Below are 12,468 nucleotides of genomic sequence, written 5' to 3'. Positions count from 1 at the left end.
AAGTCGCTGCCTCCCGCTGGCTTCCCGCATTGCGCGTGACGGGCCGAACCGCCTGCGCCCGCGCGCCAGCCGTGCCGAGCCGCGCGCAGGGGAGCTGTTCCCCCCGGTCCTCGCGCGTTAGGTTTCGCAACGCCGCCAGCCGCGGTTTGACGCTCGACGTACCAGCCCCGCCGCCGCGGCTTTATTGCTCCCGCTCCGCCTCTTGCAACACAGTCGCTATTTGCCGGTTTGCTGCCTCATCATGTCGATGATGTCCTTCGCCAAGAACGCGTTCTGGCTGTCGTTGGTCCACCAATTCGAGAACCAGGCTTCGACCTTCTTGCCGTCGCCCTTCTCCCACGTCGCCTTGGCATCCGCCAGCGCCTTCTCCGGCGTATAATCCTTGCCGCCCAGAATCGCTTTGACCCAGATATCGGCGATCGGCTTCGTCAGATTCGCCGAGATGGCGTCGATGTCCTTCGGAATTTGCGGCATATGCTCCGGATGGGTGATCTCGACGTAAGGCTTATTCGGATCCATGTAGATGTCCATCGCCTTCGTGAACATGGCGAGGCCTTCCTTCTCGATCGGATTGTCCGGATTGAACTTATTTGCGATCTTGCCGCATTTGGCGTCCAGAATGCCGGAGCTCAGCATCTGCAGGTCGACGTCGTAACTGACCTCCGTTTTGGTTTTGTCCGTGTCGATCACCTGCGGGCATCCGTTCGGCCCCAGCTTCCAGTGCTCGTTCTCGACGCCGTACTTCAGCATCTTCACCGTCTCCGGCTTAACGAGGAAATCGACGTAATGCATGACGGCTTCCGGGTCCTTCGCATGCGCGTTGACGACTGCCGTCGCCTGCACAGGATTGGTATACGCCGGATTGAACTGCCCCGCCGGGCTTGCCGGATAAGGGATCGGCGTCACGACCGCGTCCGGCACGTTCTTCTTGAGCGAGGCCAGCTCGTTGATCGTGAAGCTGTACCAATCGAGCTGGATCGGATAGATCCCGATCTTGCCGTTGATGAAGTCCTGCTTCGCTTTCACGCCGTTCTTGTCGTTCAAATAATCCTTGTCGACGATGCCTTCGTCGAACAGCCGTTTCTTGAACTCGGCGACCGCCTTGAAATTATCCCAGTTCCGCGTCACGCCGCCGTCCTTGACGATCCAGTTCGTCGCCTGGAACACCTGGTCGATGACGATCCCCGACTGGAGGCTGAGCGCCATGCCATAGGTGTCCTTCTTCCCGTTGCCGTCCGGATCCTGCTCCGTGAACGCCTTCGCGACCCGGTACATCTCCTCCGTCGTCGTCGGCACCTGCAGATTCAGCTTCTTCAGCCAGTCCTCGCGAATCAGGATGGCGTGTATCGGGACGACCTCGTTCAAGCGCGCGAACTCGTACAGCTTGCCGTCGGATTTCGTGCCGACCTTCTTCAGGATCGGATACTCCGCCAGCATCGCCTTGTAATCCGTGCTGTACTTGTCGATCATGTCGTCGATCGGCATCAGCTGCTTCTGGTCGTACAGCGGATTCTTGATATATTGGTCGTACTCGAAGATCAGGTCCGGCGCGCTCGCCGAGGCGAACAGCACGTTCAGCTTCTGGCGCGATTCGTAACGGGGAACGGCGACGTACTTGACGTCCACCGGCCCGTTCGCGTTGATCCATTTCGTCCAGCGGTTCTCTTCGGTCGTACCTTCGGTGGACGGCACGTTCGAACGGTCGTAGATCGTGGAGGAAATCGCCTTGCGCTCGGCCGTCGGCGCGTCCGGTCCGTTATCCGGTTGATTTTGCTGCTCGTTCTGCCGCTGCGGGGCAGGCTCGTTGTTATTCGCGCATCCCGCGGCGATCGCCAGCGCCAGCACCGTGGCGGCGTACAGCCATTGTCTTCGTTTCCGTATCATCGGGTACTCCTTTCGGGACGTCCGGACAGCCGGTCCGCGCTGAGCGTCAGCCTTTGACCGCGCCGAGCATGACGCCTTTGACGAAATATTTTTGCAGAAACGGATAGATAAGCAGCATCGGCACGATCATGACCATGATGCCCGCCGCCTTGATGCCTTCGTTCGTCACGTTCGCGATATCGCCCGGATCGGCCGACATCACCCCGGCCAAGATGGAATCGCGCCGGATCATCTGCTGCACGAGCACCGTCAGGTTGTACTTCCGCGTCTCGTTGATGTAGATCAGCACGTTCATGAACGCGTTCCAGAAGCCCACGGCGTTGAACAGCGTGATCGTCGCGAGCACCGGCAGCGACAGCGGAAGCACGACCCGGAACAAATGCGTCCATTCGCCGCAGCCGTCGATCCGCGCCGCCTCCTCGATCTCGCCGGGAATCCCCTCGAAGAAGGTGCGCATGACGAGCACGTTGAACGTATTGATGAGCGCCGGCAGCCAGAGTACCCAATAGGAATTAATCAGCCCGTATTGGCTCATGACCAGGTAGTTCGGGATGAGTCCGCTCCCGAACAGCATCGTGAACACCATGGCAAGCGTCAGCGGCCGCCTCCCGTAGAAGAACGCGCGCGACAGCGGATACGCGGTCAGTACCGTCGCCGCCATCGACAGCGCCGTGCCGACGACCGTAATCTCCAGGCTGTTCCAGAAAGCGGGCAGGATCCGCGTGTTGTCGAACAGCGCCTTGTACGACGCCGTCGCCCAGCCGACCGGTACGACGGATACGCGTCCCGAATCGACCGCATGGGCTTCGCTCAGCGACAAGGCGACGATGTGGAGCAGCGGGAACAGGCAGCTGAGGCCGATCAGCGTCAGCACGGCATAATTGAACGCGTAGAACAGCTTATCGCCGAATGTGCTTTTCACGGACCTCGCCTCCTACCATAATTGTTGATTGAACCGGCGCCCGATCCGGTTCGCGAAGGTGACGAGGACGAACCCGACCGCATTCTCGAACAGCCCCATCGCGGTCGTCAGGCTGAACTGCGCGCGCTGAATCCCGACCGAGTAGTTGTAGGTGCTGATGACGTTCGCGACGCTCGATACGCTTTCGTTCGAGAGCATATAGACCGGATCGAAGCCGACGTCCATCACCTTCCCGACCTGCAGGATGAGCAGCAGCGCGATCGTCGGCATGATGCCGGGGATGGACACATGGCGGATTTGCTTCCATTTGCTCGCGCCGTCGATGCTTGCCGATTCGTACAGATGCGGATCGATCGCGGTCAGCGCCGCGAGATAGATGATCGCGGAGAACCCCATTTCCTTCCAAACGCCCGAACCAATGAAGACCGCCAGCCAGGAAAGCGGCTTGTAGAGGAAAGGATACGGCTCCCCGAAGACGCCCGCGACCCAATGGTTGATAATCCCCGACTCCTGCGAGAACATCTCGAGCACGATGCCGGAGACGATTACCCAAGAGAAGAAATGCGGCAGGTAGACCAGCGTCTGAACGAACCGCTTGAACCACGTCCGCCGGACCTCGTTCAGCATGACGGCCAGCAGGATCGGCACCGGGAACCCGATCGCGATGCCGAGCACGCTGAGCAGCAGCGTATTGCCGATGATCTGCACGGTCTGCGCCTGGTTGAACAGCATCCGGAAATTATCGAGCCCGACCCACGGACTCTTGAGGATGCCGTCGTACATGTTGTAGTCCTTGAAGGCGATCACGAGGCCGCCGAGCGGATAATACTTGAACAGGAGATAGAAGACGACTCCCGGGACGAACATGATATACAGCGGCACGCTGCGCCTGATCGCGCCGATCCCGCCGCCGCGCCGCCGCGCCTTCGGCGCAGCCGGTTCCGTTCCGGTCGCGTGTACGCCCATCGTTGGCACTCACCCCCTCGGAGCATGGATGCACCGTTTCGTGCATGGCTTCATTTTAAGGGAGCGCAGGCGCGGCAACCTTGAATTAATTGCCGAAAACCTATAAATATTTGCGCATCGGCGCGCGCGGGAACGACGCGGCCGTGCCCGATCGCATCATGGCTTCCGCTTGCGGTAATCGCTGGGCGAGAGACGGTAAAGCATGCGAAACACGTTCGTGAAATAGTTCGGATCGTCGTAGCCGACGGCGGAGGCGATCTCGAACACCTTCATGTCGGTATTGAGCAGCAGCATCGCGGCCTTGCGCATGCGGAGCCGGGTCAAGTAGGTGCTGAAATTGTCGCCCGTCTCTTTCTTGAAGAGCTTGCTGAAGTAGGCGGAGCTGATGTAGAACCGCTCGGCCATCTCGTTCAGCGTGCAGGATTCCATATAATGCCCCTCCAGGTAATCGAGCGCCCGCATCACGGCGTTCCGGTTCTTGCCCGATCTCCAGTCCCCGTACGCCGCGAGAAAGGCTTCTGCCTCCCGTTCCGCCCACGCCGCGGTTTGGGCCGATCCGGAAGTCTGGCGCAGCACCTCCAGCCTTCCGCCGAACGCGGGGTCGTCCGCGCCGGCGTCGAACGATTGCCTGGCCGCCGCTTTCATGGCGAGCGCAAGCGTCAGCGCCTCCAGCTTGGCGTCCTCGGGGACAAGCGAAGACAGGCGCCGAATCGCTTGTTCGAGCATGCGCTTCAGGCGGTCCGGCCGGCCGAGCGCGATCTCCGAGGACAACTGCACCTGCAGCTCCTTCGCCTTCGATTGCCGCTCCGGCGCGTCCAGCGCGGGGCCGGCCGCTATATCCGACGATCCGGCATGCGGCTCCGGACCCGGCAGAAACCGTTCGTAGGCCGCGAGCAGGTCCCCGGGCTTCTCGAGGCGGCCGGCCGGCATCACTTCCATGCGCAGACCCAAGAACCGCCTCACGCTCGCTTCGGCGGACGCTTCGAATCCCTCCGGGTACGGTCCGTCCACGAACAGCGCGAAGCGATCGAACGCGAGCGGAATCGACGACCACCGGGAACCGCTTCCTTCGAGCAGCTCCGCGATAATGTTGAACAGCGCGAATTGAAGCAGCCCCATATCCTGCTGCCGGTATTGCTTATCCGCCGGACGGTAACTCGCCACGCGCACGAACAGCAGCTCCCGGCGCAGGCAGCGCTCCACCGCTTGGGCGGCAGCAGCCTTATCGTGCGGGAGCCGCAGCAGATGCGCCCGCAGCAGGCTCTCCTGATTGGAGCGCTCGCCGGCCAGCAGACGCTGCTGCTGCTGCCGCTTTCCTTGGACATGCTCGTAGGCTTTGCGAAGCACGCCGATCAGCGTCTCCTCGTTGCACGGCTTCAGCAGGAAATCGATCGCCCCGTACCGCAGCGCCGCCTGGGCGTATTTGAAATCCTCGTGCCCGGTCAACATGATCAAGGCAATGTCGAGCCGGTTGCGGTGCACGTGCTCGGCCAGCGCGATTCCGTCCATGCCGGGCATCCGGATGTCGGTCAGGATCAGGTCGGGCGGATGGCTCGCGATCAGCGAGACCGCCTCCCTCCCGTTCTCCGCCTCGCCGATCACGGTCCAGCCGATGGCATGCTCCTCGATCAGCTTGCGCAGGCCTTTGCGAAAAAACGCCTGGTCCTCGACGATCAGCAGCGTCCCGTTCATGCGTCCGCCTCCCCTTCTTGGTCCGCTCCCGCCGTCTCGAACGGCAGCAGCAGGTGCACGGTCGTTCCCGCGCCGGGCACGCTCTCGATATCCAGCCGGCAAGGAGGGCCGTACATCAGATCGATGCGGCGCATGACGCTGCGCACGCCAAGCGGCATCCGCCCATCCGCCGGCTCGTCCGACAGGATGCGTCCGATCTCCTCCGCGCTCATGCCGCAGCCGTTGTCGGCGATTTCCAATTTCAACCACGCATCGAGCCGGTACGCCCGAATGAGCAGCGCCTTCGGCTCGCTGCCGGAATCGCGGAACGCATGCACGAACACGTTCTCCACGATCGGCTGCAGGAAGAGGCGCAGCGTCAAGCAATCCGCAACCTCCTCGTCCATCTCGATGCGGGCGACGAAGCCGCTGCTCACGAACGCTTCCTGAATGTGCAGATACTGGCGGATCTGCTCCATCTCCTGACGGAGCGTCGTCCGCGTCCGCACCCGCTCGAGCGAATATTTCAGGAGACCGGACAGCGAGGACACGAGTCCCGCGGTGTCGCGGTCGTCCTGCAGGTACAGCTTCCAGTACAAGCCGTTCAGCGTATTATACAGAAAATGCGGATTGAGCTGCGCCTGCAGCGCCTTCAGCTCCGCCTCCCGTTCGCCGATCTGGCGCAGGTAGACCTCCTTGATGAGCGAGCTCACGTTCGCCGCCATCGCGTTGAAGCTGTCGGCGATCAGCCCGAGCTCGTCGCTCGAACGCGGCTCGACGCGGATGTCGAACTTGCCCTCCCGCATCGTCTTCATCGCGGGCACCAGCTCCCGCAGCGGGCGAAGCAGCCGGTGGCTGAGCAGGAAGATCAACACGGCGCTGAGCAGGACGCTGACGCCTCCGGAGAGGAGGCTGATCTTCAGAATCAGCTGGCTCTTCTTGAGAAAATCCGCCATCGAGATGCGGCTGACGAGCGTGAACCCCGATTCCGGCGATTCATGCGTTGTCACGTAATAGGAGGCTCCGCCCGCTTTCTCGATCCCGTCGGCACTGCTCTGCCTTAATGCCGCCGCTTCGACCGCGCCCGTTCGTTCGTCGTTCGTATACAGCAGGTTGTCGTGCCGGTCGAACAAATAGACGCTTCCCGCGCCGTCCGTCCCGATGATCTCGCGGAACGAGCGCGCCAGAAAATATTGATCGATCACCATCACCATCATGCCGTACATGCCCCCCTCGCCTTCCGCGGCATAGCCGGCGTCCAGCTGCTCCGAATCGCTCTCGATGATGAACTTGCTGCGCATCCACTGCGCGGCGATAATCACGTCGCGGTACCCGCTCTTCTCGATATGGCTCGGCAGCCGCTTGTTCATCCACACCATCTCGCCGCCCGAAGCCTGCACCTTGCCGAGAATGTCCCGGAACGCGTCGCCTTCGATCGATTCGACGGACTCCCGCATCAAGCCGTAGTAATAATTGCGGCCGGTCAAATCGAACAAGTACAGCGACAGCACCTGCGGCGCGTCGAATTTCACTTGGCCAAGCTCCGTGCTGATCTGGCTCTGCATCGCGTAGCGGTCCGCTGGCGCGACATTGCGGTCGCGCGAGAGCTTCGTCACGTTCCGCTCGATCGTCGGGTTGAAGACGACGTAGCTGGAGATGCGCGTCAGCTCCCGGAGGCGCAGGTCGAGCTGGGCCATGGCCTGTTCGCTCGCCTTCACGTACCGGCCGCTTACCTCGTCCTCGAACAGCCGCAGATGCGTCCGGTACGAGACGACGCCGGCCATCGTGAACGTACAGAGGATGATCGCCGATATGCCGAGCAGCAGCTTGACTTTAAAGCTATTTTTCCATGGTTTACGCAACGCCCCGCACCGCCTCGCATCAAGGGTTGGCCTTCACGATTCAAAAACCGTGCGGCATGAACTGCCGCACGGTTCGTATGATCGTATGGTCGTATGGTCGTATGGTCTTATGGTCGTATGGACAAATGGTCGAATGGACATCGATCGCATATTCGATTGCCGGCCCCCGGCATGGCGCGCAAGCGCTTTCCGAATCCGGCTTGCCGCAGCCAGGCCCCTAAGCGCTCGCCGCGATCTCCGCACCTCATGTATATTCGCTCCCGATCCGTTTATGCCGGTTCGCGGCGATGCATGCCATCTCCTCCCCCCCATCCGGCTCGCGGCAGGATGGACAATCTCGACGCCTCGATATTGATGTTAGATAAAATGACATCTAGTATGGTAATAATTGGGATAAACTAGTGCCTTTTGCATGCGAATTTGGGATAATGGAGAGGATCAGACGACGAGGAGGAAGATTCATGGGCAACGAACGTTACTTGACTGCAGAGGATTTGTACAAGATGAACTGGATCAACGATCCGGCGGTATCTCCCGCGAGCGGGGCGATCGCCTACGTGCTGAAGTCCGTCAACGAGAAGCATGACGGCTACCGCTCTCATATCCGCCTGCTCGACGCCGAGGGAGGCGAATCGATTCCGTTCACGTCCGGCGAGGCGGATGCCGCGCCGGCTTGGTCGCCGGACGGCTCGGAGCTTGCGTTCCTGCGCAAGAAGGACGACAAGCCGCAGGTGTGGGTCATGCCCGCCCGCGGCGGGGAAGCGCGTCCCGTCACCGCGCTGAAGCACGGCGCCGGCGCCTTCAAATGGTCGCCCGACGGCAGGTTCCTGCTCGTCAAGGGCGAAGCCGCCGCGCCTGGCGATGCCGCCGATCAAGAAAGCTCAGGCGAAGGGACAGCCAAGCCCCTCGAAGAGCAAATCTTCGACCGGTTGAACTTCAAGGCCGACGGACGAGGGCTATGGAACGGCCGCCGAACCCACCTGCATCTCGTCGATCGGGCAACGGAAGCCTGCACGCGGCTGACGGAAGGAAACTTCGACGTGAGCGCCTTCGCTTGGTCCCCGGACGGCGCGCGCATCGCCTATAGCGCGAGCGTCGCTTCCGAACGTTATCCCGATCCGGATCTCCGGCTGACGGGCGAGGTGTTCGTCATGGATCGTGCGGGCGGGTCCGCAACCGCGATCACCGACGGAACGTTGGACATTCATTCGCTCGCCTTCACGCCGGACGGCGAGCGGATCCTCCTGATCGCCGGCGATCTGGGCTTCGGATTCGCCACGCTGGACAGAATCCGCTTGGTGCCGGTGACCGGCGGAGATGTCCGCGTCTTGTTCCAGGAGCTGGACGTCCAGCTCGGCCATGTCGCCATCAGCGACATGAGAGCCGGCGCGGGCTCCCCTCCGCTGTTCAGCAAGGACGGCCGGTCGGTCTATCTTCAATTGAGCCGGGACGGCAGCGTCCATATCGGCCGCTTCGCGCTTGACGGCTCATCCTGCGAGTTCGTCGTCGCCGGCGAACGCGAGATTTATCAATTCGACCTGACCCCGGAGGAAAATATCGTATTCGCCGCCGCCGATCCGCTGCAGCCCGGCGATCTGTTCCGCTTCGATTCCTCTTCTTCGGAGGAACGTCGCCTTACCCGCTGCAACGAGAATCTGTGGTCGGAGCTCGCGCTCAGCGTTCCCGAAAGCTTTACGTTCCAAGCCTCGGACGGTTGGCCGATTCAAGGCTGGCTCATGAAGCCGAACGATTTCAAGGAAGGCGCCAAGGTTCCGGCCGTGCTCGAGATTCACGGCGGCCCGCAAGCGATGTACGCGCATACCTTCATGCTGGAATTCCAGCTGCTGACGGCGGCCGGCTTTGCGGTATTCTATACGAATCCCCGCGGCGGCCACGGCTACGGCCAGTCTCACGTCAATACGGTCCGAGGCGATTACGGCGGACGCGATTACCAGGATCTCATGGAAGCCGCGGATTACGTGCTCGATGCCTACCCGTTCATCGACGCTTCCCGGCTCGGGGTGACCGGCGGCAGCTACGGCGGCTTCATGACGAACTGGATCGTCGGCCATTCCAACCGGTTCCGCGCGGCGGTCACCCAGCGCTCGATCTCGAACTGGATTTCCTTCTACGGCGTCAGCGATATCGGCCCTATGTTCACGGAGGATCAAATCTGGGGCAACCCGTGGGACGATCTGGACAAGCTGTGGCGGCATTCGCCGCTCGCCTACGTCAAGCATATCGACACGCCGCTGCTCATCCTTCATGGCGAGCAGGATCTCCGCTGCCCGATCGAGCAGGGCGAGCAATTGTTCGTCGCCTTGAAGCGGCTCGGCAAGCAAACGCAGCTGATCCGCTTTCCCGGCGCGGACCATAACCTGTCGAGAAGCGGCCATCCCCATCTGCGGACAAGGCGGCTGCATCATATCGTCCGCTGGTTCGAGGAGCATATCGAACGATAAGCCATTCTGCTCACCGGGCATAGAACATCAAGAGGCAGCCGAACGCGGCTGCCTCTTGATGTTGTCGACTTTGCCGATCCAAACTCGGTGGCATCGGTTACCGCAGCCGGGATTCCGTCATGCGAAACTGGCCGACGAGATGCTGCAGCAAGGTCGTAATCGCTTTGACGCTCTGCGACGTATGACGGACTTGGGAGATATCCCCGGTCAACAGTTGAACGTTGTCTTCCACGCTGCGGGAGACGCGCCGATTCTCCTGGCTGATGGCCGAGATGCGGTTCATCAAGCCGACTACTTCGCTTATGGCCTCTTCCACGGCACGGGAGCGTTTGCCTTCCTCGGCTTTGACGGCCGCAAGCTTGTCGGAAGCCGCTTCCGCAAGCCGATTGCTCTGTTCGATGACGAGCGAGCCCTCGTCCATCGACGCATACGCCTGATGGGCATTTTGCTGAATCAGCTGAATGATCGACACGACTTCATCCGTCGACTGGCGGGTCCGATTGGCCAGCTTGCGAATCTCCGAAGCGACGACGGCAAAGCCCTTGCCCTGCTCGCCGACGCGCGCCGCTTCGATGGACGCATTGAGCGCCAGCAGGTTCGTCTGCTGGGAGATGTCCTCGATCGCGAGCAAGATGCCGCTGATCTGTTGTATCGTAGCCATGAACTGACGGATCGTCACATGGGTTTCGCCTACTTTGGTCGAGATATGATGCATTTCCCCGCCGATGCGATCCACTTCCTCAAGCACGACCCCGATCTGCCTCGACGACTCCCGCTCCAGCTCCATCAGCGTGACCTGCATGCGGTCAAACGCATCCGTCGCCACGTCGATGTCCTCCAGTTGTCCCCGAATGCTGCTGATCATGCCGTTCACGTTGTGCGCCACCTGCTCGGTCGACTGCTCCGTCGTTTGCGCGGTCTCCAGCAGCACTTGCTGGCTGGACATCACGTCTCCCGCAGCGGCTTTGACCTGAATCATGATCCCTTCGATGGTGTCGATCAGATTGTTGATCCACTTCGCGAGTTCCCGGGTCTCGTCGTTGTCCAGTTCGCCCGGCGCCAAGCGCTGGGTCAAGTCGCCCTTGCCTTCCGCGTTGCTGCGGATGAAGCGGATGATGCCGCGCAAATTGCCCGTCACGCGCGCGGTTGCTTTGCGGTTCACCAGCCGCGCGATGATCAGCCCAGACAGCAGGCATAGCGCGAACATCGTCACCGCGGCCAATGCCGGCGAATCCGCGCGCGCGATGAAATAACCGGCCGCCGCAAACGACAGGCTCTGAACGGCAAGCCCTGCTCCCTGCAGGCGAAAATGGCGCCAGCCGATGCTCCGAATGCGGTACACTTCCTCCAGATCCGCTTCGCACATCATTCCCCACACGTCGGGACAGTGCGGAAGCTGGAACGTCACTCCTTTGCCGATGACCGGTATATGCCGGTAGTCGCAATAGCCCGGATGCTCCACGTACAAATGGCTGCCGTCCCGGATCGTATTGCGAATGCCGGTATGCAGCTCGCCGTCCGCGGGGTCGGTAAACACCAGCTCCAGCTCCGTATGCTCCGCGACGGACACGATCCCCCAAGCCGTCGTCACGCCGTCCTTCAAATTTTCCCCGCCGGTAAAGGTTCTGTCCTCGAAGCGGCTCCGCGAAAGCGCCGTCCCCGGCGCGACGCCGCCGTTCAAGGACGGCTTGGCCATAAACAGGTAATTATCGCCGGAATCCGGGTAGATATGCCCCGACTCCCGTTGAATCAAATCGCCGATGACGTCGTTCGGCACGCGTCCGCACAAATAACCTTGCGTCCGGCCATCGGCGACGAGCGGATAAATGAACATCAAGGTCACTTTGTCGTGGAAGGAAGAAGAACGAGGGCCGATCTCCAGCGTCCGCGCATCGACGAACGGGCCGAACAGACAGCGGCGGGCGGCTGCGCCTCCCGCATGTTTCAAACCCGGCGCCAGCGCGCTTTCGTTGCCGTAGGCGGTTCCTACGTGCGGCTTGAACGTGCTCGCGATCACCCGACATTCCTCGTCCAGCACGAACAGTTCCGTCCAATCCGAACCTTTGGCATAAGCGGATGCCAGCATTTTATCCGTCGCGCCGGTCGGGCTGCTCCGATCTTCGGATAGATCGGCAGCGGATGCGATTTGCGTTCCGAGCCAATCGAGATGCCGCCAATAATCTTGGGTCCAGGAAGTCAATAGCTCCTTGCGCGTCTCCGCGATGCCTTCGAAAACCTCCTTCACGTCGTCCTTCAGCTTGCGGTTAAGCCGCCACGATGCCCGCAATTTCATTCTCTGTTGAAAACCAAGCCAGTCGAACATGGTCCACTCCCATTCTTTCATCTGAAAACTGCTCCTAATGTTGCGAGACATGTTATTGATTATAACATGGAATATTTTCGGAGTATTAAATCGTACATCGCCTTATCGCATCACAGCGTTATTGCTTTGCATTATTCCATATATATCCACTAAATCATCTAAAACAATAAATGCGGTGCTTATTTCGCGAAATTTATGTAATCTTATCTAACATGCATAACACTGCGTGAGGCGAGATCGCTCTCTTCTAACCGGCCATAACCGGGAAACCCGCTTCTTACACGCAAAAAAGCCGCTGACTCAGTGGTATTATCCCCTTCAAGTAGACACTCAAAAAAACCTCGTGTTAACATGAAGTTTTGAGTGCCACTTGGAGGG

At 60.6% G+C, this 12,468-nt stretch carries 7 protein-coding genes; 1 reads left to right on the top strand and 6 read right to left on the bottom strand.

The genetic code is table 11. From position 1 onward, the window contains the following. Nucleotides 1–216: 216 nt before the first annotated feature. The 5 genes from GT019_RS12450 to GT019_RS12430 all read right to left on the bottom strand — a co-directional run bounded on the left by GT019_RS12450 (nucleotide 217) and on the right by GT019_RS12430 (nucleotide 7,305). The gene (locus tag GT019_RS12450) at nucleotides 217–1,884 is read right to left on the bottom strand and encodes a type 2 periplasmic-binding domain-containing protein (RefSeq protein ID WP_161743501.1); all 1,668 of its coding nucleotides are present in this window, start codon (nucleotides 1,882–1,884) and stop codon (nucleotides 217–219) included. Between the two features lie 46 nt (nucleotides 1,885–1,930). Continuing rightward, nucleotides 1,931–2,806: a carbohydrate ABC transporter permease gene (locus GT019_RS12445; protein WP_161743500.1), complete on the bottom strand. Its 876-nt coding sequence runs from the start codon at nucleotides 2,804–2,806 to the stop codon at nucleotides 1,931–1,933. A 12-nt stretch (nucleotides 2,807–2,818) separates the two neighbouring features. Continuing rightward, nucleotides 2,819–3,772 carry an ABC transporter permease gene (locus GT019_RS12440; protein WP_161743499.1) on the bottom strand — a complete coding sequence of 318 codons (954 nt, stop codon included), beginning with the start codon at nucleotides 3,770–3,772 and terminating at the stop codon, nucleotides 2,819–2,821. 156 nt (nucleotides 3,773–3,928) lie between these two features. After that, entirely contained in the window at nucleotides 3,929–5,464 is a 1,536-nt protein-coding gene (locus GT019_RS12435; RefSeq protein WP_161743498.1) for a response regulator transcription factor, read from the bottom strand. Continuing rightward, nucleotides 5,461–7,305: a sensor histidine kinase gene (locus tag GT019_RS12430; RefSeq protein WP_161743497.1), complete on the bottom strand. Its 1,845-nt coding sequence runs from the start codon at nucleotides 7,303–7,305 to the stop codon at nucleotides 5,461–5,463. Before GT019_RS12430 ends, GT019_RS12435 begins: the two co-directional genes overlap by 4 nt. 461 nt (nucleotides 7,306–7,766) lie before the next feature. Between GT019_RS12430 and GT019_RS12425 the strand changes: the two genes are divergently transcribed. Next, a complete protein-coding gene (locus tag GT019_RS12425; protein WP_161743496.1) occupies nucleotides 7,767–9,767 on the top strand; it encodes a S9 family peptidase in 2,001 nt (666 codons plus the stop codon). Between the two features lie 97 nt (nucleotides 9,768–9,864). Here the strand turns inward: GT019_RS12425 and GT019_RS12420 are convergent, their stop codons facing one another. After that, the gene (locus tag GT019_RS12420; RefSeq protein WP_235947833.1) at nucleotides 9,865–12,111 is read right to left on the bottom strand and encodes a methyl-accepting chemotaxis protein; all 2,247 of its coding nucleotides are present in this window, start codon (nucleotides 12,109–12,111) and stop codon (nucleotides 9,865–9,867) included. Nucleotides 12,112–12,468: the final 357 nt, after the last annotated feature.

Origin of the sequence: Paenibacillus glycinis (genome assembly GCF_009909185.1) — a bacterium.
Lineage (GTDB): Bacteria > Bacillota > Bacilli > Paenibacillales > Paenibacillaceae > Paenibacillus_Z > Paenibacillus_Z glycinis.
The sequence above is the reverse complement of the archived record's forward strand: the minus strand, read 5'-3'. Positions and strand labels throughout refer to the sequence as shown.

Bases quoted from the DNA above. Each gene is read 5' to 3' on its own strand.
- GT019_RS12425 (WP_161743496.1), top strand. From the start codon at position 7,767: ATGGGCAACGAACGTTACTTGACTGCAGAGGATTTGTACAAGATGAAC.
- GT019_RS12435 (WP_161743498.1), bottom strand. From the start codon at position 5,464: ATGAACGGGACGCTGCTGATCGTCGAGGACCAGGCGTTTTTTCGCAAA.
- GT019_RS12450 (WP_161743501.1), bottom strand. From the start codon at position 1,884: ATGATACGGAAACGAAGACAATGGCTGTACGCCGCCACGGTGCTGGCG.
- GT019_RS12440 (WP_161743499.1), bottom strand. From the start codon at position 3,772: ATGGGCGTACACGCGACCGGAACGGAACCGGCTGCGCCGAAGGCGCGG.
- GT019_RS12420 (WP_235947833.1), bottom strand. From the start codon at position 12,111: ATGAAAGAATGGGAGTGGACCATGTTCGACTGGCTTGGTTTTCAACAG.